The following is a 25,201-nucleotide window of genomic DNA, read 5'->3' on the forward strand; positions in this document are numbered from 1 at the left end:
ACTGAATGATTCGTTCTGCTATATGCGGCATTGGAAGTGCACTGCCAAAAAAGAAAGTGCTGAATAGCGATTTAGAGCAGCTTGTTGCAACATCCGATGAGTGGATTGTGCAAAGAACAGGTATTCGTCAGCGTTATATCGCGGACAAGGACGAAACAACGGTATCGCTTGGCACTGCAGCTGCGAGAGCGGCTTTGGAAAATGCTGGTTTAACTATTGCAGATATTGATTGCATTATATTGGCAACCTCCACACCCAATCACACATTTCCAGCCTCAGCAGTGGAAATTCAGAATGCTTTGGGAATGGAACATGGCTTCGCGTTTGATGTTCAAGCTGTGTGTTCTGGATTTATTTTTGCCATAACAACAGGTGATCTTTACTTGCGCAGCGGTATGGCAAAGAGAGCGTTGGTTATCGGTGCTGAGACATTTTCTCGTATTCTCGATTGGGAAGATAGGACGACTTGCGTTTTATTTGGTGACGGAGCTGGAGCAGTCGTGCTGGAGGCTTTGCCCAAGCAGAGCGGAACAAATGAAGACCGTGGCATCCTTGTTTCGAAGTTACGTTCAGATGGTGCACACGTTAATAAGCTTTATGTCGATGGTGGACCTTCCACAACGCAGACGACGGGACATCTTCGCATGGAAGGACGCGAAGTATTCAAGCATGCTGTGGGAATGATCACGGACGTTATCGATGATTGCTTTTTAGCAACGGGTATCTCGGCAACCGACCTTGATTGGTTTGTGCCACATCAAGCGAATAAACGGATCATTGATGCATCCGCTAAAAAGCTCGGCATTGATGAAGAAAAAGTCGTTATTACAGTCGGTCAACACGGTAACACCTCGGCGGCATCCGTACCTTTAGCGCTTGCATCGGCTGTGAGCGATGGTCGTATCAAGAAGGGTGATCTCGTTATGCTCGAAGCAATGGGCGGTGGCTTCACTTGGGGGGCTGTCTTGGTGCGCTGGTAATGGCAAGGCGACTTGACCAGAACTAAATAAACCGTATAAGTTCTTTAACTTCAATATTTTATGAGGCAGCTGTTATGACAGGCAAAACAGTTACACGTGCAGATTTGGCAGATGCGGTTTGCAGACAAGTTGGTCTGTCTCGTACGGAATCAGCTTCACTGGTTGAAATGATTCTCGATGAAGTGTGCGATGCAATTGTTAAAGGGGATACAGTTAAGTTGTCCTCATTTGCAACGTTTCACGTAAGAAGTAAAAGTGAGCGTATCGGTCGTAATCCCAAAACTGGTGAAGAGGTACCAATCTCACCCCGTCGGGTTATGACATTCAAAGCGTCTAACGTGCTCAAACAGCGTATTTTGGATTCTCATCGATTGAAGAAGGCGTAGTTAGCGTACCTTTGGCGCTGTCAGTTCAAGCAAAACTTTTGAACAAACACGTAGATATAGCATGTAAGCTTGACGTATGGTTTCCATAAAACTACTGTTACGACAGTCGTTTAGTGGTTGATTCGTATAATTTGCTTGAGGTCGTAAAATGGATAAAAGTCCAGACGCATTTCGTACGATCAGTGAAGTTGCAGAGGCACTGGACCTTCCTCAACACGTGTTGCGGTTTTGGGAAACGCGGTTTACCCAGATAAAACCTTTGAAGCGCGGCGGCGGACGCCGCTATTATCGTCCGGCTGATGTAGATCTCCTAAAGGGTATTCAGCAACTTTTGTATGGACAGGGTTACACGATAAAGGGTGCGCAACGTCTTTTGAAGGAAAATGGTGTTGCCTTCGTTGTAGCCTTGGGAACCGGTGACGTGGCGGCTATAGATGCTATCACGCAGAAAAAACGCGCTGAAGACTTACAAGACACAACTACAGAAGTGGTAAAGGCACCGTCCAAAGGACTATTCGGCTTTATGAAAGCCGATTCAGATGCCCAGTTGGGCACGAGCAATAAAAATCATGGAAAAGATGATAAAACATTGTTGCAAGAGACGCTTTTTGAATTGATCGAATGTAAGCGTGTACTTGATCGGGCGCGTTGAGAATCAATAAAGACTAACGTTATTGCGCTAAGTGAGATACAGGCACGCGTAAAAATGTTCGCGGTCATGGATGTTTACAACATTGCGTCGGTGAAAATTTTTGTATTTCGATATTGGATACTCAGTTCCAGGCGGAATCATTACACCCTCCGAATGATATCCGTGTGACACAAGAAATGCGCTGCTAGGCTTTATCCAACCACAGAGAGGCAAATTGATTGCGCCATTGATGGTTTGTTAGCAGCGCAACTCCCGGTCTCTTATTCTAATCTGTTCTGCTATTGCAACTATGTCGGTATAGATCCTGCATATCACTTTGTTAAATGAATGCGCTCAATGTTGCTGTTGGTCATTATGTGTTGCACCACTATGGGAACGTCGAATGCGTCTAACAAGCCACCATACAATGAGTAGTGCTACAGGTACGGCTAAAGCGGTAATGTATTCGGGTGGCGTGGTCCAGCCAAAGAAATGGGTGCCCTTACTAAGATAGCCGATCAATCCGACGACATAATATGACACTGCAGCGACTGATAGTCCCTCGACTGTTTGTTGGAGTCGTAATTGTGTTTTCGCGCGTTGATCCATGGACGATAGAAGATCCCGATTTTGTTCTTCCAATTCAACATCTATCCACGTGCGTAAAAGATTGGTCGCGCGTGTCAATTTACGTGATAAATTGGCTTGCCGATCTTCTACCGAGCGGCAGGTCCTCATCGCGGGTGCCATACGTCGCTGTAGAAACCCTATCCACGTGTCGTATCCGGTTACTGGCGCTTCGTTTAACGTATGGAGCCGTTCGGTTACAATGCCATCATACGCCCGACTGGCGCCAAACCGGTAAAGGCTTGCGGCTGCATCTGCTTCCAAACCAATAGCCAAACTTGTCAATTCATCCAACAGATGCCGATTGTCGCGTTTTTCATTGGCGCGCATATCGGCGGTGAGTGTTGCAAGCTTTTCTTCCATACTTCTTGTCTGAGAGGATAATTTTTGCGCCAACGGCAAGCCAAGCATAGCAAGGGTTCGATAAGTCTCTATTTCTATAAGGCGCTGCGATAAAGCACCGAGTCGTGCAGGGGAAAGCCCCTTGTCGAGAATCAGCATGGGAGTGAGATTATCACCATCTTGACGAAAGTCGGTGATGATTGCTGCCATACCTCCCTCGACCAACGAATAACAGAGACTCCCTGGATCGAAATCCTCAATGCGCCGCTCTGAATTTGAATTCCACGGCAATATTTCAAGTTTCACGCCAGAAATAGCCTTGCCCGGTGTGGGGAAGCCTAGACCAAAGGGTGAGTTTCCTTCCGGTAAATGCGTTTTAACGTTTAGCGGTGCTTCCCACAGATAGGTTGAGAATTCAGTATGTTTCTCCCAACGCAGGCTTCCTTTCCCCCATTGCATCGCATGATGTCGCGCAGCTGCTTCAGGTGGTGATATTCCGAGGCGTCTTGAAAATTCCGATAGGGTATTTTGATCTTGACCGCTGGCAGGATCAGTAATGAAAGCAAGCTGGATCAGCAGCATCGGCCCTTCAATAAGAGGATAGGGGCGGGCGTGAATCTCGCCGATCGCGGCTCCGCGTCCATCGTATGATGAAAACCCGAGAATGCTATTTCCACTTAGGTCAAAGCTGGTTTGTTTGGCTTCATCAATATTTGGCAACCGATTCTCCTTTGATGTCTTGCCGTGACGACACAATGTTTGTGTGATTTAGCGTGTCTTCTTAGTATGAAAGGTGAACGGAAAATAGTGTCTCTTGCGTTATAGATGAAAAAATAGCGCAGATGAAAAATGAAACGAGGGGAAGATATCTGTTTTTTTAAAGGATGGTGGGCGTGACAGGGATTGAACCTGTGACCCCTACAATGTCAATGTAGTGCTCTCCCGCTGAGCTACACGCCCATCCGATGCCGCTGCATACACCATATCAAATGCTGAAGGTCAATGCCTGAACGGCAAAAAAATGATAATATGGGAGCGAAAACGTAAATATTTTAGATAAGGCCACCTCAGGCGGCAATGAGCATCTTTTCGACTTCGGTAACGAGCTCACGGAGGTGAAAAGGTTTAGACAACACTTTAGCATCACGTGGAGTGTTGCTATCCGAATTCAAAGCAACAGCGGCGAAACCCGTGATAAACATAACCCGTAGATCAGGATCGATTTCGGTTGCACGTCGTGCAAGTTCAATGCCGTCCATCTCGGGCATTACTATGTCTGTCAAAAGCAATGAAAACGGTTCTTCCTGCAGGCGTTCGTAAGCACTAGCACCGTTGTCGAAGTCGGTAACCTCGTAACCAGCGCGTTCCAGCGCTTTTGCCAAAAAGCGGCGCATATCGTTATCATCTTCTGCGAGCAAAATTCGTTTCATGGCAATGTCCAGTTGTTGTCTATTCAAAATATGGCCTTATCTTCTTCTTACAATATAGCGTGTTTGTAAAAAAAGCGATAAAGCGACTATGAACGAATTGATTGACTTAATGGTTAATTGCCAGTTGCCGTAACAGTCCTTCAAAATGTGTTTCAATTTTGGATAATCGATATGAGTTTGGACGGATGCCCCGCATTTGAATATAGAGAACCGGCGGATTTGCGGGTGCCGTATTTGTTCAATTCTCCCCATTCAGGCCGTGTTTATCCGAAAGCATTTCTTGAACTATCAGCGCTCGATCCGTTCAGTATCAGAATGTCAGAGGATAGTTTTGTCGACCTTATCTTTAATGATGTGGTCAGACTCGGTGGCGGTTTCATGGCTGCAAATTTCCCGCGTGCTTTTGTGGATGTGAATAGGGATATATATGAACTTGATGCTGAAATGTTTGATGAGCCGCTGCCGGCTTTTGTGCCTGAACCTACGATACGTGTTTCTGCTGGCTTAGGCACTATTCCAAAGATAGTCGCGACGAATATGAACATTTACGCTGGAAAGATAGAGCTTGCCGAGGCTCTGCATCGTATTGAGAATTTCTACATCCCTTATCACCAGAATTTGGAGCGTTCACTGGCTCGAATGCGCCAGAAATTTGGTTTTGCTGTTTTGATTGATTGTCATTCTATGCCGGGAAAACTCAAATTTTTCGGCGGCATCGAACAGCCTGACTTCATACTTGGGGATCATCATGGGCGCTCATGTCCACAATCGTTTTCCACTTTTGCAGCTGACCGCCTTCGTCGTAAAGGCTATAGTGTCAGCCTTAACCGCCCATATTCCGGAGGTTTCATCACGTCGCATTACGGGTGCCCGCATGAGAATATTCATAGTCTACAAATAGAAATAAATCGCAGCCTTTATCTGAATGAGATTTCACTTGAGCCAACGAATAGGTTTGCAACGTTACGCGCAGATCTTCTGGAATTTGCTGCAGACTTGATGTCTTTTCCCGAAAGCGAATTACATATGCAACGAATGGCTGCTGAATAAAAAAAGCCGCACTCAAGGGCGCGGCGAAAGTCTAGGGAGGAAACGCCCTAAAAAGGGCATTAACAGGATTGCCTGTTGTCATATAAATACAAAAATATCATGCTATGTGTCAAATGTAATTGACTGTTTAACGGGCACCAAATAATTTATGTCTAAAGAATAGTCATGAAAATTAAAATTTATTCGCAAATTAACGGGTATTGACCTCCAAATGAGCAACCTTCCAGACTTGGAATTTTTTAGAAAGCTGTCAAACGCATCGCGAATCGCATCACTTCCTTACTTTCGGCAAATTTTGTCGGTGGATAACAAAGAACAAAACGGCTTTGATCCGGTGACGATTGCCGATCGAGAGACTGAACTTGCTTTGAGGGAAATTATCCAGCGCGAACGCCCTGATGACGGTATTCAGGGTGAAGAGTTTCCAGCGCATATTGGTAATAATGATGATGTCTGGGTAATTGATCCAATTGATGGAACGCGCGCGTTTATCTCCGGCTTGCCGGTTTGGGGGTGTCTGGTTGGGTTGAAAAGAGCAGAAAAAGCAGTTGCCGGCATGATGGCCCAGCCATTCACGCAAGAGCTCTATTACGCAAGCGGCAAAGGTGCGTTCCTCTATACCGCTTATGATGACAAAAGCCGGCAGCTTAAGACAAGCAACTGCTGTTCATTGAGTGATGCTATTCTGTTCTCAACGGCGCCGGAACTTTTTAAAGGAGAAGACGCAACCAGATTCAATGCCCTTAGTGAAGAAGTAAAGTTGCGGCGATTTGGAACGGATTGCTATGCGTTTGCTATGCTTGCGTCCGGATTTGTCGACCTTGTTGTCGAAACCGGGTTAAAACCCTATGATATAATGGCGTTGATCCCCATCGTTGAGCAATCGGGAGGTGTCATTACGCAATGGGATGGTGGGCGCGCTGAGAAGGCAGGCAATATAATAGCGGCTGCAAACCCGCAATTATACGAGAAGGCCATACAGAAATTGAACGGTGCGTGAAGCTTACCGATTGGTAGATCATTTCATCTGAGTGAATGCATATCGAACGTCGTTGGTTCGAGCATTGTTCCGGCTTTTATCGGCAAGCTTCCCGGAATGAATGCATCAAATGCAGCCCAAAACTGCGAAAGGTAACGGTTTTCACTGCGGATGATATCGTGACCAGCGCCCATAATTGTCAGGCTATCAGCAAGGCGTGTAGAATCACAAAGTTTGCGCGCTTCCCGGTCATTGGAAATGACATCTTGATTTGCCAATATGAAAAGAGTTGGTACACGCAACGCGTCATCCTGCATTTTTGCTTTTACAAAACGTGCTGTATTCAACGTATCGCACAGCCAATGGTATGTTGGTAAAAGAGTGTTTGAACCAACGGGAATGTTGGTTTGGTTATCAGTCTGATCTGGAGTTTGATCACTCAGCATCTGCATTTTGGCGGCTGCTTTCAATCGCATTTTGCCAAGACCTATATCCGTCAGTATTTGGCCGACCATATGGTGCAAGCTATCTGTTTTTATTCCAAAGGGGGCAATCAATGGCGATACGCAGAGCAACCGATGGAACTGATTGTTCACAACCTCCAATGCAGAAAGAGCAATCAGTGCACCCATATCGTATGTGAGTAGATAATAGGGTGGTGGACAGTCGGGATAGATGATATTTTGCAGAAAAAATTCCAGATCGGCAATATCAGAATTGACATTGAAACCGAAATGCCGGCCACGTTTACGTTTTTGCGCTGACGATTGACCTTGGCCCGACCAATCAAATGTCGCCGAGTAAAACCCACGTTTTCCGAGTTCTATAAACGTTCCAGTGTAGTTCTCAATGCATTCGTTGAAGCCTTGTAATATAACGATTGTGCCGAAACATTGCGTTTGGGTGTTTGCCGTGACTGCATATCGGATACGCTTTTTTTTACCACCATCCATGTAGCCTATAGATGTATTGATGGAAGCAGAGTTCTGCTTGGTATGATATCTGGCGTGCTGCACTTACGGTCTCTCACTATGATTGTGAATAGTATCTGAAACTATCTAACTTCGAAGATTTAAGAAAGGCTTGCATATGTTTGTACTATCAGAAGTGATGGGAGGTACAGCGCAAAAGCTGTCTTTTCTTTGGTTAAAAGGGCAATAAGAGCGGGACCAGTAAAATTGTAAAAAGCATGGTAATTAACGTGAAAGGAACTCCCGTTTTAACAAAATCGAAAAACTTATAATTTCCTGGTCCCAAAATTAATGTGTTTACAGGGGAGGATACCGGCGTCATAAAAGCTGCTGAGGATGCTAGAGCTACAGTCATCGCGAAGGGATACGGTGAGGCATGCATCTGTTGAGCCAAGCTAATGGCAACCGGTGCCATGAGAACAGCTGTTGCCGTGTTTGATATAAAAAGTCCTAGCAATGCAGTGACTGTAAATAGTGCGGCTAGCAGGAAGCGCGGGCTCGCTCCGCCTGCAAATGACAGGACGAAGTCAGATATCATAGCTACGCCACCGGTTTTTTGCAATGCTAGAGAGAACGGCAACATGCCGACGATAAGGATAAGACTTTGCCAATGGATAGAACGATAGGCCGTGTCTAGATTAATGCATTTTGTCAGTCCCATGAATAAACAAGTAATCAAGGCTGCTATAACATTTGGTACTAATCCGCTTACCATGAAGAAAACCATTAAAAGCAAACCTATAAGAGCATAGGGTGCTCGCGCAGAAGCTTCGGTGGCATTATCAATCTCCTGCGGTAGATCTAGAATAAACAAGTCGCGTTGATTTGCTCCTAGTCTTTTGATATTGCGCCACGGCCCAATGACGAGAAGGATATCTCCCGGCTTAAACGCAATATTTGTAAGGCTTCCACTAGCGGCTTCGCTCCCTCTTTTTAGTCCGATGATTGTAAGTTCATAGATCTTGCGGAAGCCGATATCTGAGATTGTTTTGTCAATCAGGCTCGAGCCCGCAGGGATCATGACTTGAGCCATGCCAATCTGCTGGGTGCTGTCAGACATGTATCGACCGCTTAACTTCATCCTTTGTAATTTGTATTCACGACAAAGGCTCGCGACTGTTTCGTCAGAAGGGAGGTTGGCTATGTCCATAAGCAGTATGTCATCACGCAGAAGCAGTGTGTCGGGGCGCGGAGTGATCAGTTTTTTTGCCAAACCAGATGTGCGTTCAATTGCCAAGATATTGACGCCGCTTGCTTGTCGTAAGTTCAATTGTTGCAAGGTTTTTTTGATAAGAGGTGATGTTTTCAGAATTTTTATACGGGCTTCACGACGGTGTAGATGATACTCATCTATCCAGTCTGCAATGTGAGGGCGCTTAGTCGATGTGGCCGACGAAATGCTTTTTCCCCAAAACCGACGCGCGTAAAACATATAGAAAAACGCAATAACGAGAAGTGGGATGCCAAATGGACTGAACGAAAAGAAAGCAAATCCGTTTAAGCCATGTTTTGCCAGTTCACTTTGAACAATGAGATTTGGGGGTGTTGCTACCAATGTTAACATCCCGCTGAGCAGTGCGGCGTAAGCCAGCGGCATCATTAGTCGAGCTGATGAAATATTTGCTTGTCTGGCGATCCGTAGCACTACGGGGATAAATATTGCCACTACGCCCGTTGAACTCATGAATGCGCCGATCCCGGCGACAGATATCATCAGGAAAAACAGCAATCTGTTTTCACTTGAACCCGACTTCTCGACAAGCCAGTCACCGATTTGTTGCACGATACCTGTCCGCGCAAGGGTTTCACCGACTACAAACAGAAGCGCTATCAGAATGACCGCGGGATCCGCGAACCCGGATAATGCCTCTTCAACAGTCAATATTCCGCTTAACGGTAAAGCGCAAATCATGATAAGCGCAACAGCGTCCATGCGGGGTTTGTTTGCTGCAAACATAATGATCGCAACAAGCAGCAGCGTGAAAACAATCGTTAATTCTTGGTTCATGAAAAATACCCGCAAACATATTATCTCTATCGTATCTAATAGAATAGATCTTGAAAGTCACAAATCCAGCAACCAAATATTGAGAGCAGTCGCCATGATGGGGCTGCTGGTCACTTTAAAACCTGCCAATTTGGAGGTTGTTATAGACCAATTTATACGTCGCTCTGAAGGAGGGCAATATTATGCGTCAAGTGGATTTTACACCTCTATATCGTTCAACCGTCGGTTTCGATCGTCTGTTTAATATGTTCGACTCAATGTCACAGCCTGAAAGTGCTCAGTCTTATCCACCTTATAATATCGAGCGCTTAAGTGAGAATTCTTATCGTATTTCTATGGCGGTAGCGGGGTTTTCTGAAGATGAAATCGATGTGGAAGCTCATCGCAATCAACTAACCATCAAGGGCGAAAAAACAGCGGAAGACGATAGTGAAATAACTGATTTTCTTTACCGTGGTATTGCGGCGCGCGCGTTTGAACGGCGGTTTCAACTTGCTGATCATGTAGAGGTCATTGGTGCGCAGCTCAAAAATGGCTTACTCCATATTGAGTTAAAGCGCGATATCCCTGAAGACTTAAAACCGAGGAAAATTACTGTTCAGGCCTCAAATGCGACGAACACCAATAAACGTGTTCGCAAGACTGATATAGAAATGGAAGCAGCCGAATAAACTTACTGCCTATCATTTTGAGAGATTGCTAAAAAACAGGCGTAACAGGATTTACGCCTGTTTTTTTCTGTGAATGATATTTTTAGATGAAACAGGGTATGGCTCTACTACATGTGTCCTTCGTTGAAGAAGGCTGGACCATGGTGAAGGCAGCGGTCGAATTTGCCTTTATCCCTAGGGCAATAAACATCATCTGATGTTGGAAAGGCCTGTTAGCAAAAAGCGCTATAGTGGAGCATTTTTATGAAATGCAAAAATATTTATGATTGTAAGAAATAATGATAATATAAAATTCTTTTTTTTGTAATATAATTTCAAATTTCTTCCAGCTTCCTTGAAAGTTTAGAATCTTTCTGACATAGAAAAGTTATGAAGGTCGGGCTGCCTTGGAACTCACGGGTGGATTCTGATAATTCGATAGATTTTAAATCTGCGTTCTCGGATTGTGGAAGGGTATTGAAATGACGAATAAAAATGTCACGCAAGGTCAAGTTGCGAACGAAGACGCCCTCCTTATATCGCATAAGCGGGATGAGGTATTTACGCCGTTTGGACATCCATTCGCGCAAGGCTTGTATTCTCCACAGAACGAACATGATGCATGCGGTGTGGGCTTCATCGCTCATATGAAAAATCAAAAGTCTCATAAGGTTGTCGAAGACGGGCTTTTCATGCTCGAAAACTTGACCCATCGCGGCGCGGTAGGCGCAGATCCGTTGATGGGCGACGGTGCTGGCATATTAGTCCAGATACCAGATCGTTTTTATCGTGAGGTTATGTCCGAGGAGGGGGTTCAGCTTCCGAAGGTGGGTCAATACGCTGTTGGTCACATTTTTATGCCGCGTGACGACACTATGCGCGCTCATATCGAGCAGATCGTTAAAGAAGTTATTGCGCTAGAAGGGCAGCGTTTTATCGCGTTTCGTGATGTGCCTGTTGATAATTCTTCATTATCGAAAGCGCCAGCTATAGCAGCGACCGAGCCTGTGCATCGTCAAGTCTTCATCGGTCGTGATCCGGCTATAAAATCAGATGACGATTTCGAACGTCGACTTTTCGTTTTGAGAAAAGTCATTTCCAACCGCATTTTTCACGAAACTGGCGGAAGAGATAACGGCTTTTACATTGTTTCAATGTCGGCACGTACAGTCATTTATAAGGGAATGTTCCTAGCGTTCCAGGTTGGTGCTTATTATAAAGACTTGCAAGATGAGCGTTTTGAAAGTGCTGTGGCGCTGGTCCATCAGCGTTTTTCAACGAACACTTTTCCCTCGTGGAAGCTTGCTCACCCCTATCGCATGGTCGCACATAACGGTGAAATCAATACATTGCGCGGAAATGTTAACTGGATGGCAGCGCGCCAAGCTTCCGTTGATTCAGAGTTATTCGGAAATGATATTTCAAAACTTTGGCCAATTTCATACGAAGGGCAGTCTGATACTGCGTGCTTTGATAATGCGCTGGAATTCCTCTATCAAGGGGGGTATTCTCTCCCGCACGCCATGATGATGCTCATCCCTGAGGCTTGGTCTGGAAATGGGCTGATGAGTGATGAAAGACGCTCATTCTATGAGTATCACGCTGCTTTGATGGAGCCTTGGGATGGTCCCGCCGCAGTTGCTTTTACTGATGGCAGACAAATCGGCGCGACTCTAGATAGAAATGGACTGCGACCGGCCCGTTACATAGTGACTGATGATGACTATGTCATTATGGCATCAGAAGCAGGTGTATTGCCTGTTGACGAAAAGCGTGTTGTTCGCAAATGGCGGCTACAGCCAGGTCGCATGCTTCTTATCGATATGGAAGAAGGGCGAATTATTTCTGATGAGGAAATAAAAACTCAGATTGCTACTAAGCATCCCTATCAACAATGGCTAAAAAATACGCAATTGATTTTGGAAGATTTATCCCCGGTTGAACCACGATCTCTTCGTAAGGATGTTTCCTTGCTTGATCGGCAGCAAGCCTTTGGTTACACACAAGAAGATACAAAGCTTTTGCTTTCCCCAATGGCGACAACAGGTCAAGAACCTATTGGGTCAATGGGGGCCGATACACCTATTTCGGCCATGTCGGACAAATCAAAGCTGCTTTATACCTACTTCAAACAGAATTTTGCTCAAGTTACAAATCCGCCAATTGATCCTATCCGCGAAGAACTGGTGATGAGCCTGGTGTCTTTTATTGGTCCGCGTCCGAACATATTCGATTTGGTTGGTACTTCACGCCGCAAACGGTTGGAGGTTCGGCAGCCAATCTTGACCAACGGAGATCTGGAAAAGATTCGTGCGATCGGTCAAACAGAAGATCGTTTTGACACGAAAACCATTGATATTACCTATTCCGTTCAGGAAGGAGCGGAAGGTATGGAGGGGGCGGTACAGCGTTTATGTGAGCGCGCAGAAGCCGCGGTCCACGGCGGTTACAATATTATCATCCTGTCGGATAGGCAGGTTGGCCCAGACCGCATTCCCATTCCCGCGCTGCTTGCAACGGCAGCCGTTCATCATCACCTTATCAGGAAAGGTTTACGGACGTCGGTTGGTTTGGTGGTTGAAACTGGTGAGCCGCGCGAGATCCACCACTTCTGCTGCCTTGCCGGTTACGGTGCTGAAGCTATCAATCCTTATCTGGCATTCGATACATTGATTGATATGTATAAGCGTGGCGAATTTCCGCACGAAGTTGCTGAGCACGAGGTTGTCTATCGCTATATCAAATCTATCGGCAAAGGTATGTTGAAGGTTATGTCCAAAATGGGCATATCAACGTATCAATCTTATTGCGGCGCACAAATTTTTGATGCAGTCGGTCTGAAACAATCATTCGTTGACCGTTTCTTCACCGGGACTGCTACAACCATTGAAGGCGTTGATCTTCTGGAAGTTTCTAACGAAACAGTACAGAGACACACCTCAGCGTTCAGCGACGACCCAGTGCTGAAACAAGCATTGGAAGTTGGTGGAGAATACGCCTATCGAATCCGTGGTGAGGCTCACATGTGGTCACCGGATGCGATAGCAGATCTTCAGCATTCCGTCCGCACATCAAACCCGGAATTATTTACCTCCTATTCACGCCGTATTAATGGTGAATCGGCTCGGGCAAAAACGATCCGTGGTTTGTTTAAAATCATGACCGCTAAAGATCGTGGTGCGAAACCAATATCAATCGATTCAGTTGAACCAGCCGCCGATATTGTAAAGCGTTTTGCAACAGGTGCTATGTCATTTGGCTCCATTTCACGCGAAGCCCACACGACGTTGGCGAAGGCAATGAATAAAATCGGTGGTAAATCCAATACAGGTGAAGGTGGAGAGGAGCCTGATCGTTTCTATCCGCTTCCCGATGGTACGCCAAATCCTGAGCGTTCGGCGATTAAGCAGGTCGCATCTGGTCGCTTTGGTGTGACCGCGGAGTATCTTGTAAATTCTGATGTTATTCAGATCAAGGTGGCACAGGGTGCAAAACCGGGTGAGGGTGGGCAGCTTCCCGGGCATAAAGTCGATGCAACCATAGCAAAAACAAGACACTCTACCCCGGGTGTAGGCCTTATTTCGCCACCTCCACATCATGACATCTATTCGATTGAAGATCTTGCACAGCTGATCTACGATCTGAAAAATGTCAATGAATATGCGGATATTTCCGTTAAGCTGGTTTCGGAAGTAGGAGTCGGAACAGTTGCAGCCGGCGTTGCCAAAGCACGCGCAGACCATATCACTGTATCTGGTTACGATGGCGGCACTGGTGCATCACCGCTCACATCTCTCAAGAACGCAGGGTCACCATGGGAAATGGGGTTGGCCGAAACACAGCAAACACTTGTTCTTAATGGTTTGCGATCGCGTATAACACTTCAGGTTGACGGCGGACTGCGTACCGGTCGCGATGTGATTGTCGGTGCTTTGCTTGGCGCCGACGAGTTTGGATTTGCAACAGCGCCGTTAATTGCGTCTGGTTGCGTGATGATGCGTAAATGCCATCTTAATACATGCCCGGTCGGTGTTGCAACACAGGATCCTGTTCTAAGGAAGCGCTTCAAGGGTACACCAGAACACGTTATCAATTTCTTCTTCTACCTTGCAGAAGAAGTGCGCGCGATTTTGGCCGAAATGGGCTTTAGCAAGTTGGATGATATTGTAGGACAATCTGATCTTCTCGATAAGCAACCGGCTATAGATCATTGGAAAGCCAAGGGATTGGATTTCAGCCGGATATTTTATAAGCCTGATGCTGATAAGAAGCAGATTTATCACACAGAACAGCAGCACCATCCTATTCATGACATTCTTGATCGCAAACTGATCGAGATGGCCAAGCCCGCGCTTGAAAATAAGCAGGTGGTGGAATTCGAAACATTGGTACGTAATGTTGATAGATCGGTCGGTGCCATGCTCTCTGGAGAGTTGGTGCGACGCTATCGTCACCGCGGACTGCCGGAAAATACCTTGAATATCCGTTTTATCGGAACTGCAGGACAATCTTTTGGTGCATTCCTTGCAAAGGGTATAACGTTTGAGCTTGTCGGTGATGGAAACGACTATGTCGGCAAAGGGCTTTCAGGTGGACGTATTATCGTCAGGCCGCCTGAAAACACGAATATCATCGCAGAAGATTCTATCATTGTTGGCAACACAGTTCTCTACGGTGGAATTGAAGGTGAATGCTATTTCCGGGGGGTGGCTGGCGAACGTTTCGCAGTGCGTAATTCGGGTGTTGCTGCAGTTGTCGAAGGTGTAGGTGACCATGGCTGTGAATATATGACTGGTGGTGTCGTTGTAGTGATCGGTCAAACGGGTCGTAACTTTGCCGCGGGCATGTCTGGCGGTGTCGCTTACGTCTTAGATGAGGCTGGTGATTTTGCGCAACGTTGCAATATGGCAATGGTAGAGTTGGAGCCCGTGCCTGAAGAGGATGATATGTTGGAAAAGTTGCACCATCATGGGGGCGACTTGATGCATAAAGGCCGTGTGGATGTGTCTGCAAATATGACGCATCACGATGAGGAGCGTTTAGCTCAGATGATTGCTAATCATCATCATTACACCGGATCGACGCGCGCCAGAGAAATTTTGGATAATTGGGAAAGCTATCGTCCGAAATTCGTAAAGGTTATGCCGGTCGAATACCGTCGTGCTTTAGAAGAAATGGAACAGATGCGGATGGGGACAGCCGCGGAGTAAGTCCGCAGGTTCAGTTTCAACGCAATCATTTAGATACGGAAACGACAATGGGTAAAGTAACCGGATTTCTTGAAATAGACCGTCAATCGCAAAAATACCAACCTGCATCAGATAGGATTCGGCACTTCCGTGAATTTGCTATTCCTATGACGGACAGTGAAGTACAAAAACAAGCTGCGCGTTGTATGGATTGTGGCATTCCCTTTTGCCATGGTTCGACTGGATGTCCCGTCAACAACCAAATCCCTGATTGGAACGATCTCGTTTATAACGGGAACTGGGAAGAGGCCATACAAAACCTGCTTTCAACAAATAACTTTCCGGAATTCACGGGTCGCGTCTGTCCCGCTCCGTGTGAGGAAGCTTGTACGCTTAACCTCGAGGATATGCCGGTTACAATCAAAACGGTGGAACAAACGCTAGCAGACAAAGCCTTTACCTTAGGCTATTTTGCACCACAAACAGTGTCCTCCAAAACAGGTAAGAAGATTGCGGTTGTTGGATCTGGCCCTGCCGGCCTCGCCGCTTCGCAGCAACTTGCGCGCGTGGGGCATATGGTTGATGTTTATGAACGTGAAAGCAGACCAGGTGGGCTATTGCGCTACGGCATTCCCGATTTCAAGATGGAAAAGCATTTAATAGATCGTCGGATTGAGCAGCTTGAAGGTGAGGGCGTTACATTCTTCTGTGGTGTGAATGTTGGAGTAGATAAAGCGGTCGATGATCTTCTTGGTGAATATGACGCAGTTCTTTATTGCGGCGGTTCGGAAACCCCCCGTATTGCAGAAATACCAGGGGCAAGTTTTCATGGTGTACATGATGCCATGCATTATCTGGTTCAGCAGAATAAGCGCGTAGGGCGTGAGAACATAGAATCTGTCGGTTGGGCGTCGCCGGCAATTGTCGCTGACGGAAAGCACATCGTTGTCGTCGGCGGGGGCGACACTGCATCCGATTGTGTTGGAACTGCGTTTCGACAGGGAGCAGTTAAGGTTACACAGCTTGATATTCGGCCACAACCTCCAGAAAAAGAAGACAAGTTAAGCGTTTGGCCTTATTGGGCGACAAAGATGCGAACATCGACGAGTCAGGCTGAAGGCGCAGAGCGCGAATTCCAAGTTGCGACATTAGAATTTATCGGGGAAGAGGGCCATCTCACCCATGTAAAATGCTGTCAGGTGGATGCACAGCGTAAGCCTATACCGGGAAGCGAATTCTTTATACGTGCTGATCTTGCATTTATCGCCATCGGATTTGCCGGGCCGTTTGAAACTGGGATCTGTTCCGAATTGGGCGAGAAATTGCAGATAAAAACAGATAGGCGCGGTGCCCGTTCTGTGGCAGCCAATGATGTTGATTACAAGACAAGCGTTGAAAAACTTTTTTCAGCTGGTGACGTGAGACGCGGACAGTCTTTGGTTGTCTGGGCCATCCGTGAGGGGCGTCAAGCTGCACACGCAATTGATAGATTTCTTATGGGTAATACGGTTCTGCCGCGTTAAATAACCTAACGGTCGAACTCGATTTCTTATGAGGGTTCGGCCGAAAACGACTCTCGGTCGATAAGTATCTTAAATTGCACGGGTTACGTTAAGATAACGAAATAGATATTTCTGCCGCAGGATCCCTAGAAAACTCGGCATAAATTTTGGTAGGGCTTTCGATATTTCCCGTGCATCTCTATTTTTCCTCAAATGAACGTTATAAGTTAAAGCGTGCGATAAACGCTGAAGACTTCGTTCTGTATCGTGCATTGAACGGGATGGAAAAAATTGGTCGGAGCGGCGGGATTCGAACCCACGACCCCTTGACCCCCAGTCAAGTGCGCTACCGGGCTGCGCTACGCTCCGAACCGACAAAAGCCCTATAGGCTTGTGAACAAAGGTTCAAGTGAAAATTGTAATTTTGATCGCTATTTTCGGTTTTAAGCACAAAATTAGATCCTTTAGCATTTACAGATAACGCTATGGTTTGTCCGTTACTGATTTTAAGTACGCTAAGAGGTCATCGATCTCCTGATCATTTTTTATCTTTACAGCTGCCATGCGTGTACCTTTTATCATTCCGCGGGGGTCGTGAAGATATGCGGTAAGGCTTTCTTTGCTCCAGATAAGACCATTTTTTCCCGCATCGACCATAGCGGGTGAATAGCGATATCCTTCTGCTGTACCCGCGGTACGGCCTATGACGCCCAATAAGGTAGGACCAACCTTGTTTGCATTCTTGTCTGCATAATGGCAAGCGACACAGCGACGAAAAATTCTGTAACCATTTTCGATATCTTGGGCATGCACGTCAGGTATCAATGTTGATGCACTCAAAAACAAAGTGAAAAAAAATGAGAAGAAACGCATCGCTCGCTCGTATCCTTTTAGCTTATGTTCAATGGCTATAAAATCGATAATCATACTGACCAATATAACATGATGGTTTGTTTTTGTATCGGATTTTGCTGGAATGTTCAGCTTGTATGCTCTAGCTTAAGTTTTATCGTCTATAGGTTCGTTGCACTGGCATCACTTGAACGTAGTAGTTTGCAATACCAAATACAGATGAATCGGATAATTAAAGAGAGAAAAAGCTTATGGCTCGTTTTTCAGTCATTACGTTGACGGAAGCCGCACAGCAGCGCATCAGGGACATTATGTCTAACAACAACGCGTGCGGAATAGTTGTCGGGATAAAAAAAGGCGGCTGTGCGGGCATGGAATATACCGTTGAACTAGCCAAAGAAACAGTTGCGGGCGCTGATGTTGTTGAAGCCAACGGTGCTCGCGTATTTGTCGCTAGGGAAGCCGTTCTTTTCCTTCTTGGCACGCAAATGGATTTTGAAGTGGGGGCGCTTCGAACTGGTTTTGTTTTTAACAATCCTAACCAAACGTCCGCATGCGGGTGTGGTGAATCTGTAGAAATCAAACCGGCTTCGGAAAATTTACGCAACCAAATGAATGCTTAGCTTTGATCATAATTCTCAAGTTTCAGATTTAGCTTCATTCCATAGATCTTCCAATTTTTCGGGGCTGCTTTCTTCAATCTTTTCGCCACGGGATCCGAGTTTTTCTTCTATGTAGGTAAAACGATTGCGGAATTTCTTATTCGTCCTAGCCAATGCATCTTTTGGTTCGATTTCAAGTCTGCGTGCTAGATTGATAAGCGTAAAATACACGTCACCAAGTTCTTCTTCCACATGCGTTTTGTTTCCAGTTAAAACAGCTTCTTTTAGCTCACTGATTTCTTCTTCAAGCTTTTCGAATATAGGCTCTGGGGTTTTCCAGTCAAAGCCAACTTCTGCAGCGCGCGATTGAAGGCTAAAAGCCTCTTTTTCGGTGGGTTGAGCCGTCCTAACCGTTGCCAGATGGCCTGATTGTGTGTCATCAGCGAGCCCAGCATGCATTCGTCTTACGAGCCGATCACGCTTTTCCTGCTGCTTTATGCGGTTCCATTCTCCGGGAACCAATCCGACTTTTTTCTGCTGTTCACTACCAAAGACATGAGGGTGACGACGGATCATTTTTTCAGTAATCGCCAATACGACGTCACCGAAATCGAAACTTCCTTCTTCCTCAGCCATTCGAGCGTAGTAGACGACTTGTAGAAGTAAGTCACCCAGCTCTTCGCATAGGTCCACTCTATCACCACGCTGGATAGCATCCACAACTTCATAAACTTCTTCGATGGTATAGGGTACAATCGTTTCGAAAGTCTGCACGATATCCCAGGAGCACCCCGTTTCAGGATCACGGAGCGCTGCCATGACTTCGATCAGTTGTGTTATATCCCGTCCAGGCTTCATACGAATTCCTCACTCAATAATCATTGACTTGTCAGAAATAAAGAATTCCTACATAAATGCCAGACTTCTTTATGACGTATGGGATTACATTTATGAGCATTCTGGTAACGGGCGGAGCGGGGTATATCGGATCACATTGCTGCGTTGCTCTAATGAAGGCCGGCTATGACGTCGTTATTATCGATAATTTTGATAATAGTCATCCGGAGGTATTGCGTCGCATAGAAAGAATTAGCGGTCGCGCGCCATTTAATGAATCTGGAGACATTCGCGATAGAGGCTTTGTAGAAACTGTTATTGAGCGTCACAAATGTAGCGCCGTTATTCATTTTGCCGGTTTGAAAGCGGTGGGTGAGTCGCAGATTAAACCAGATCTCTATTATGATTGTAACGTTGTCGGGAGCTTGCGTTTGTTGCAGGCGATGAAAGCAACAGGCGTAAAAAAACTTGTTTTTTCTTCAACAGCGACGGTTTACGGCGACCCCAAATATCTTCCTTATGATGAAAAACATCCCCTTGTGCCAGCAAGCGTATATGGTCGTACCAAGCTTATAGTTGAAAATATTCTCCGTGATTTTTATGCTGCGGATAATAGCTGGGCGTTTTCGATTTTACGCTACTTCAATCCGGTAGGTGCGCATGAAAGCGGTTTAATTGGTGAAGATCCCAAAGGCACGCCAAATAACCTCATGCCGATTATAGCCCAAGTTGCGTCTGGACGACGCAAAAAACTAATGATTTGGGGTAATGATTACGATACAAAGGATGGGACCGGTGTTCGGGACTACATACATGTTGAGGATCTTGCAGAAGGCCATTTGCGCGCTTTGAACTCGCTGGATCAGGCCGGTTGTGAAGCGATCAATCTGGGCTGTGGCAAGGGGTACAGTGTGATGGATGTCATCAAAACTTTTGAACATATCTCGAACCGTAAGATTACTTATGAAGTCGCACCAAGACGAGACGGCGATATTGCCGAATTTTACGCTGATCCGAGTACGGCACTTAAAAAATTGCATTGGCAAGCCAAAAAGGATTTACGTAGCATGTGTGCTGATATGTGGAATTATCAGTTGAAAAACCCAGACGGGTATAAATAAAGAACTGAACTAAAAAAGGAACAAAAACATGAGAATTAGTGCCCGTAATGTTCTTAAAGGCAAGATTGTCGAGATAAAAAAAGGCGCGACAACTGCCCATGTTCGACTTGATGTCGGAGGTTCGATTGTTACCGCCTCTATCACAAACGAATCTGTCGATGATCTACAATTGGTTGTTGGTAAGGATGCCGCTGCTGTCATCAAATCATCGGATGTCATGATTGCAGTAGAAGACTAATCCTTCCTAGTCACCCCACCTTTTATGGAACCACATCCATTGACCTGGGTATTCTCTTATCCAGGTCTCAACTGTGTCGTTTAGCTTTTGAGCTGTTGCCGCAACATCAATGTGGCCTTCACTATCTCTCGGCAAGTCCATCCGATCATATAATTCAAGTTTATAGCGGCCGCCCGGTAGGCGTATGCAGCGAGCAGGATAAACATCACAATCATATTGTCGTGCGAGCTTTACCAACAATGGGTTGGTTTTTACAGGACGCCCAAAAAAAGTTCCTGGAATACCACGGCGGAATTTTTGATCGACCAGCATTCCAACATTATCGCCTTCTGCCAATTTACCAGCAAGAGCCCATGCGGCACCGGCTTTTGAAGGAACCAAATGGCCCATATTGGTTCGCCGCGCCTTCAACACTCGTTTTGCGATGTAAGGATTATTTGGCGGACGAAAAAGCGCTGTTACATTCAAATCGTATGCAGCGGCACAAATTGGAAGAAGCTCGAAGTTACCGGTGTGGGCTGTGAAGAATATATGCGGCTTCTTTTCATCACGCAGTTTTAAGAATATGTCGATTCCATCAACCTCTACCAAACCTGGTTCTTTCGCATCAGGATCAAAATCAAAAATCTTATCGAGAAAAACATATTCTGCGAATAATCGCCCCATATTCTCCCACATTTCCAAGGCAATCTTTCGGATATCTCGCTCATCCATTTCGGGATAGGCTTTCGTCAGATTGTCTAATGCTATTTGGTGTCGGGGCAGGAAAGGGCCAATGGTACGGGCAAACCAACAAAAAAACGCTATGCCGGCCTTCGCTGGCAAATAACGCATCATAGCAAGCAGCCCCGCAACGAAATGCGCCCAAGACCAATCCCACCAGTCCTTAAGCTTATTGCGAATGCGATATAAGAACAGTTTTAAACGCAGTTTAAACATGCGTCAATCTATTTTCAAAATAATTTTGCCGAATACATCGCGGCTTTCCATACGCTTGAGCGCAGTATCAATCTCATCGAAACCTACAATTGTATCGATAACCGGGTGAACAATACCTTGCGCCATTTTCTGCATTGCATTCGCCATATTTTCCATACGGCAGCCGAAAGAGCCAAAGATTTTTAATTGCTGCTGAAAAAGCTGCATTAAATTCATGGAGGTGGAAACACCTGACGTTGAGCCACACGTTACCAAGCGCGCACCTCTTTTCATGCAAAGCATGGAACCAGCCCACGTGTCGGCACCGACGTGTTCAAAAACAACATCGACCCCCCTTTTTTTTGTCAGTTTACGGACAACACCTTCAAAACGGTCTTCCCGATAATTAATCACATGATCTGCGCCAAGTGCTTTTGCTTTCTCGATTTTATCATCAGATCCGACAGTTGTTATAACGGTGCACCCCATACGTTTTGCAAGCTGAATAGCCGCCGAACCAATACCCGAACCGCCTGCCTGCACAAGGATAGTCTCCCCGGGCTGAAGTTGGGCATTATCAAACAGCATATGTTCTACGGTCCCAAACGTCACAGGCGCTACCGCTGCCGCAATTGCATCACACTCAGGTGGAGCAGGAACAAGCAAGCGTGCCGGAAGATTAACCGCTTCACATGCAAAACCGTCTAAATGAAAACCATGAACACCGCTCACATGCGTGCATAGGTTGTCGCGGCCTTCACGACAAGCTTTACAGAGGCCACAGGTTTGTGCGCCATAGATCGAAACAATCTGGCCGACTTCTAAGTTTCCAACGCCATTGCCAACCGCTTTTACGACGCCTGATGCTTCAGCGCCAATGACCAAAGGCATTTTCCTTTTGGCGAAAGCCATTCCGCGCCATCCCCATACATCAATATGGTTGAGAGCCACAGCTTGAATACCAACCGTAACTTCACCCGATCCGGGAGGAGGAGGAGAGGCTATATCTGTAATTTCCAGACGCCGGTCGTCAAGCAATTGCAATGCGCGCATCATCATTCCCCTTTTCGGTAAAAGCCAGCCGGCTAATATGTCAATATTAGGAGTTACCCTCTAAAAGCCTTAATAACAAGACTGCTATTCTGTCCGCCAAAACCAAACGAATTGGAAAGTACCGACCCAACTGCTGCTTGCCGACTGTGATTTGGAACCACATCAAGCAGAATAGCCGGATCAGGGTCATCATAATTGATTGTTGGTGGCAAAATGCCTGACTGGATGGTCATCAACGAAAAGACAGCTTCAATCGCGCCAGCAGCAGTTAAAGTATGGCCAATCATTGATTTGTTCGACGACACGGGTATGCGTTCTAATAAATCCCCGAATACCGTGGATAGAGCTAAATACTCCATCTTTTCATTTTCAGGCGTCGACGTCCCGTGAGCATTGATATAGTCGATACCATCAACATCCAATCCTGCGTCACTTAGAGCGGCATGTACAGACCCTATCGCGGGCGAAGCGTCTGGCTTGGAACGTGTTCTATGAAAATCATCGGCCGTTTCACCGCAACCCGCCAAAATACCGAGGACGGTAGCCCCGCGTTTAATTGCGCTTTCAAGCGATTCCATGACCAGAGCGCCAGAACCTTCTGCCATGACAAATCCATCGCGATCGCGACTAAATGGCTTCGAAGCTTTCTCAGGGTGTTTATTTTGAGTAGAAAGAGCTGATAACAAAGAAAAGCGAATAAGAGCCTCTGCAGAGACAGAACCATCTGTTCCTATCGTCAGAGCGCGGTCGGTTTCTCCGCGCCTTATTGCTTCGACACCAAGCTGAATTGCTGTTGCTCCCGACGCACAGGCTGTTGATAGGGTGACTGGCAATCCTGTCGTACCAAAAATATCTTGTAACCGTTCCGCGATATGTCCAAACTGCGTGGTCTCGAAGAACACATTATGAAGTTTCTCGCTACAAACAGCCAGTAGTTCCGCATAAGAAGGCTCTAGGTTTGAAGCTGCTTCTTGGTCGAGCGCAAAACGGGCTCTCCAATCAAGTTCCACAGGAGGAGCAGCGAGAAACAACGGGCCGTTAAAGTTTCCGCAATCAAGTCCAGCCTGATTTATCGCTTCTTCACCTGCAAGAACTGCAAGTTTTTCAGAAAGTGCCGATGCACCGATTTTACTCTCTTCCAAGAAATCGACGGTACCAGCAATTTGCGTATTCAGTCCATCAATCGGAAATCGTGTAATCGTATGGATGCCACTGACACCATTTGTCAGTTTGGCCCAATTTTCAGCTTTACCCTGTCCAAGCGATGTTACAACACCAGCTCCGGTGATCGCTACAATCGGCCGCCCAAGATGATCTTTATATTCGCTCATTGAAAAATCCTTAGGCTACAGTCAGTCGTGCCAAACCCTCGGCCCGATTTGTGCCAACGGTGGAAACTACGACGCTTCGAAGTTCTCCTTCGAAAGGTTTTTCGGCCTCACTGAGCGCCGGAAATCCGGCCCTTTTGTTGACCGCGATAGCTGAAAGCGCGAGTGACAGCGGAAACTGAGCTTCACGCAAGTGTCCAAAAACACTTGAGATGCCACGATAAACGAAGCCAGCTTTATCTAACACATCTTTTTCAGTCTGAGTTACCCCAAGAACACCTGATGCACCGGATACAGCAAAATTGGAATCTGCTTTTACAAGCTCCAACATGGACGCTAAAGTCGTTGTTAACGGTTTCTTTTGCCGATTGGATTGATTGGTTTTGATGTCACTGATTTTCGCATAAATATGCGCGCCGCGGGCTCTCGCGTGATCTAAGCTCTCCAATACAAGAAACACACCGCCAGAACCCGTGATTAGTCCACCGCCTTGGCAATTTTCTCGCTGCCATAAAGGCGACCACCCATCACGTTTGAGTAAACCACCCAATTCTTGTCCAAGCAACATATCGTAATGTTGTGCATTATAGGATCCACCGACCAGGGTGTGAGTGCTCTGCCCAGAAGAAATCCGCGCGATTGCAATCTCAATCGCAGCCAACCCACTGCCTTCCTCACCCATAAAAGTACGCGAGGAACCTGTTACCTTGTGAACGATTGATATATTTCCAGCCAATAGGTTTGACAGTTGCGCAAGAAAGAGTGTCGGACGCAATTCAGTGGAAAGCATCTGATTGAGCATTATACCGCGGTCTGATACCTCACGTCCTTTGGCAAGGATTTGCGCATCCACCGTGACATCACGCTCACCGCCGCCAGCAGCCACAATCATATCCATCGTCGACAGTAGGGAGGCTTCGCCTTTGATGCCTGCATCATCCAGCGCGAGCCCCGCAGCGTATGTGCCAAGTCGCTGCCAAGTTTCCATCTGACGCTGGTCACTGCGTTTTGGAATTTGCGTATTCCAATCTACGTCGCCTATCGCGTGTACAGTATAAGGATGGAAACTTGTCTGATCCAGATTAGGTGTAACCGAAGGTGAATTGAGCAGCTCCCAATGTCTCTCGGCGCCTTCGCCTAAAGAACTGATCAACCCAATACCTGTGACTACTACATCTTTCTTCTGCATGATCTTAAGCGATTATCCGGCCTGTTTTGCGGCGACAAGTTCGTCGATTTTTGCGCAAAGGTTTTTCAGGACGAAATATTCTTCTGTCGCAACTTTGCCTTCGTTGACTTCCTGCGTCCACTGTTCCAATGGAATTTTTATTCCGAAAGCTTTGTCTATCGCAAAGACGATATCGAGAAAATCCAAACTATCGATGCCAAGATCATCAATCGTGTGGCTTTCCGGTGTTATCGTATCGCGATCAATTTCGCTTGTTTCAGCGATGATGTCGGCAACTTTGTCAAAAGTGGAGGACAATGTGCAATTCCTTTTTTGTTT

22 protein-coding genes and 2 tRNA genes are annotated in these 25,201 nt (G+C 46.3%); 11 read left to right on the forward strand and 13 right to left on the reverse strand.

The features are described from left to right. Positions 1 to 5: 5 nt before the first annotated feature. The 3 genes from ACYSNS_RS08220 (at position 6) to ACYSNS_RS08230 (ending at position 2,018) form a co-directional block, all read left to right on the forward strand. Entirely contained in the window at positions 6 to 980 is a 975-nt protein-coding gene (locus ACYSNS_RS08220; RefSeq protein WP_461722659.1) for a beta-ketoacyl-ACP synthase III, read from the forward strand. 74 nt (positions 981 to 1,054) lie between these two features. Then, a complete protein-coding gene (locus ACYSNS_RS08225; protein WP_461722660.1) occupies positions 1,055 to 1,366 on the forward strand; it encodes an integration host factor subunit alpha in 312 nt (103 codons plus the stop codon). A 148-nt stretch (positions 1,367 to 1,514) separates the two neighbouring features. Then, positions 1,515 to 2,018: a MerR family transcriptional regulator gene (locus tag ACYSNS_RS08230; protein WP_461722661.1), complete on the forward strand. Its 504-nt coding sequence runs from the start codon at positions 1,515 to 1,517 to the stop codon at positions 2,016 to 2,018. Between the two features lie 333 nt (positions 2,019 to 2,351). Here ACYSNS_RS08230 and ACYSNS_RS08235 read toward each other — a convergent pair whose 3' ends face one another. The 3 genes from ACYSNS_RS08235 to cpdR form a co-directional block, all read right to left on the reverse strand. After that, a complete protein-coding gene (locus ACYSNS_RS08235; protein ID WP_461722853.1) occupies positions 2,352 to 3,677 on the reverse strand; it encodes a DUF3422 family protein in 1,326 nt (441 codons plus the stop codon). A gap of 174 nt (positions 3,678 to 3,851) precedes the next feature. Then, positions 3,852 to 3,926, reverse strand: a tRNA-Val gene (locus tag ACYSNS_RS08240). A gap of 107 nt (positions 3,927 to 4,033) precedes the next feature. Continuing rightward, a complete protein-coding gene (cpdR, locus tag ACYSNS_RS08245) occupies positions 4,034 to 4,396 on the reverse strand; it encodes a cell cycle two-component system response regulator CpdR (RefSeq protein WP_461722662.1) in 363 nt (120 codons plus the stop codon). 171 nt (positions 4,397 to 4,567) lie between these two features. Here cpdR and ACYSNS_RS08250 point away from each other — a divergent pair, with 171 nt between their 5' ends. Next, positions 4,568 to 5,446, forward strand: coding sequence for an N-formylglutamate amidohydrolase (locus ACYSNS_RS08250; RefSeq protein WP_461722663.1), 879 nt, complete (start codon positions 4,568 to 4,570; stop codon positions 5,444 to 5,446). 211 nt (positions 5,447 to 5,657) lie between these two features. Next, entirely contained in the window at positions 5,658 to 6,446 is a 789-nt protein-coding gene (gene hisN / locus ACYSNS_RS08255; protein WP_461722664.1) for a histidinol-phosphatase, read from the forward strand. Positions 6,447 to 6,469: 23 nt separating this feature from the next. Here the strand turns inward: hisN and ACYSNS_RS08260 are convergent, their stop codons facing one another. Together ACYSNS_RS08260 and ACYSNS_RS08265 are read right to left on the reverse strand one after the other, a co-directional pair. Beyond that, positions 6,470 to 7,441, reverse strand: coding sequence for an alpha/beta hydrolase (locus ACYSNS_RS08260; protein WP_461722665.1), 972 nt, complete (start codon positions 7,439 to 7,441; stop codon positions 6,470 to 6,472). Positions 7,442 to 7,571: 130 nt separating this feature from the next. Beyond that, the gene (locus ACYSNS_RS08265; RefSeq protein WP_461722666.1) at positions 7,572 to 9,404 is read right to left on the reverse strand and encodes an SLC13 family permease; all 1,833 of its coding nucleotides are present in this window, start codon (positions 9,402 to 9,404) and stop codon (positions 7,572 to 7,574) included. Positions 9,405 to 9,586: 182 nt separating this feature from the next. On the opposite strand from ACYSNS_RS08265, the gene ACYSNS_RS08270 reads away from it, so the two are divergent. From ACYSNS_RS08270 to ACYSNS_RS08280, 3 genes are all read left to right on the forward strand, one after another. Continuing rightward, positions 9,587 to 10,075 (forward strand): Hsp20 family protein, encoded by a 489-nt coding sequence (locus ACYSNS_RS08270; protein WP_461722667.1) that lies wholly within the window; start codon positions 9,587 to 9,589, stop codon positions 10,073 to 10,075. Between the two features lie 515 nt (positions 10,076 to 10,590). After that, entirely contained in the window at positions 10,591 to 15,264 is a 4,674-nt protein-coding gene (gene gltB, locus ACYSNS_RS08275; RefSeq protein WP_461722854.1) for a glutamate synthase large subunit, read from the forward strand. A 47-nt stretch (positions 15,265 to 15,311) separates the two neighbouring features. Beyond that, positions 15,312 to 16,766 carry a glutamate synthase subunit beta gene (locus tag ACYSNS_RS08280; RefSeq protein ID WP_461722668.1) on the forward strand — a complete coding sequence of 485 codons (1,455 nt, stop codon included), beginning with the start codon at positions 15,312 to 15,314 and terminating at the stop codon, positions 16,764 to 16,766. A gap of 271 nt (positions 16,767 to 17,037) precedes the next feature. Here ACYSNS_RS08280 and ACYSNS_RS08285 read toward each other — a convergent pair. Both ACYSNS_RS08285 and ACYSNS_RS08290 read right to left on the reverse strand, forming a co-directional pair. Beyond that, positions 17,038 to 17,114, reverse strand: a tRNA-Pro gene (locus tag ACYSNS_RS08285). Between the two features lie 114 nt (positions 17,115 to 17,228). Beyond that, on the reverse strand, positions 17,229 to 17,672 hold the full coding sequence (locus tag ACYSNS_RS08290) for a c-type cytochrome (RefSeq protein WP_461722669.1): 444 nt from the start codon (positions 17,670 to 17,672) through the stop codon (positions 17,229 to 17,231). A gap of 176 nt (positions 17,673 to 17,848) precedes the next feature. Here ACYSNS_RS08290 and sufA point away from each other — a divergent pair, with 176 nt between their 5' ends. After that, complete coding sequence (sufA, locus tag ACYSNS_RS08295) at positions 17,849 to 18,220, forward strand: Fe-S cluster assembly scaffold SufA (RefSeq protein WP_461722670.1); 372 nt, start codon at positions 17,849 to 17,851, stop codon at positions 18,218 to 18,220. 15 nt (positions 18,221 to 18,235) lie between these two features. Here sufA and mazG read toward each other — a convergent pair whose 3' ends face one another. Next, positions 18,236 to 19,057, reverse strand: a complete 822-nt coding sequence (mazG, locus tag ACYSNS_RS08300; RefSeq protein ID WP_461722671.1) for a nucleoside triphosphate pyrophosphohydrolase — start codon at positions 19,055 to 19,057, stop codon at positions 18,236 to 18,238. Between the two features lie 92 nt (positions 19,058 to 19,149). On the opposite strand from mazG, the gene galE reads away from it, so the two are divergent. Both galE and ACYSNS_RS08310 read left to right on the forward strand, forming a co-directional pair. Next, complete coding sequence (galE, locus tag ACYSNS_RS08305) at positions 19,150 to 20,157, forward strand: UDP-glucose 4-epimerase GalE (protein WP_461722672.1); 1,008 nt, start codon at positions 19,150 to 19,152, stop codon at positions 20,155 to 20,157. Between the two features lie 28 nt (positions 20,158 to 20,185). Continuing rightward, positions 20,186 to 20,395, forward strand: coding sequence for a TOBE domain-containing protein (locus ACYSNS_RS08310; RefSeq protein WP_461722673.1), 210 nt, complete (start codon positions 20,186 to 20,188; stop codon positions 20,393 to 20,395). Between the two features lie 6 nt (positions 20,396 to 20,401). Here the strand turns inward: ACYSNS_RS08310 and ACYSNS_RS08315 are convergent, their stop codons facing one another. From ACYSNS_RS08315 to ACYSNS_RS08335, 5 genes are read right to left on the reverse strand one after another with little or no spacing between them, the layout of a single operon-like run. Then, entirely contained in the window at positions 20,402 to 21,334 is a 933-nt protein-coding gene (locus tag ACYSNS_RS08315) for a lipid A biosynthesis lauroyl acyltransferase (RefSeq protein ID WP_461722674.1), read from the reverse strand. A 3-nt stretch (positions 21,335 to 21,337) separates the two neighbouring features. Further along, entirely contained in the window at positions 21,338 to 22,366 is a 1,029-nt protein-coding gene (locus ACYSNS_RS08320; protein ID WP_461722855.1) for a zinc-binding dehydrogenase, read from the reverse strand. Between the two features lie 53 nt (positions 22,367 to 22,419). Beyond that, on the reverse strand, positions 22,420 to 23,697 hold the full coding sequence (locus ACYSNS_RS08325; RefSeq protein WP_461722675.1) for a beta-ketoacyl-ACP synthase: 1,278 nt from the start codon (positions 23,695 to 23,697) through the stop codon (positions 22,420 to 22,422). 10 nt (positions 23,698 to 23,707) lie between these two features. Further along, the gene (locus ACYSNS_RS08330) at positions 23,708 to 24,883 is read right to left on the reverse strand and encodes a beta-ketoacyl-ACP synthase (protein ID WP_461722676.1); all 1,176 of its coding nucleotides are present in this window, start codon (positions 24,881 to 24,883) and stop codon (positions 23,708 to 23,710) included. A 12-nt stretch (positions 24,884 to 24,895) separates the two neighbouring features. Next, positions 24,896 to 25,180, reverse strand: a complete 285-nt coding sequence (locus ACYSNS_RS08335) for an acyl carrier protein (RefSeq protein WP_461722677.1) — start codon at positions 25,178 to 25,180, stop codon at positions 24,896 to 24,898. Positions 25,181 to 25,201 lie beyond the last annotated feature (21 nt).

This window comes from Bartonella sp. LJL80, assembly GCF_054871565.1.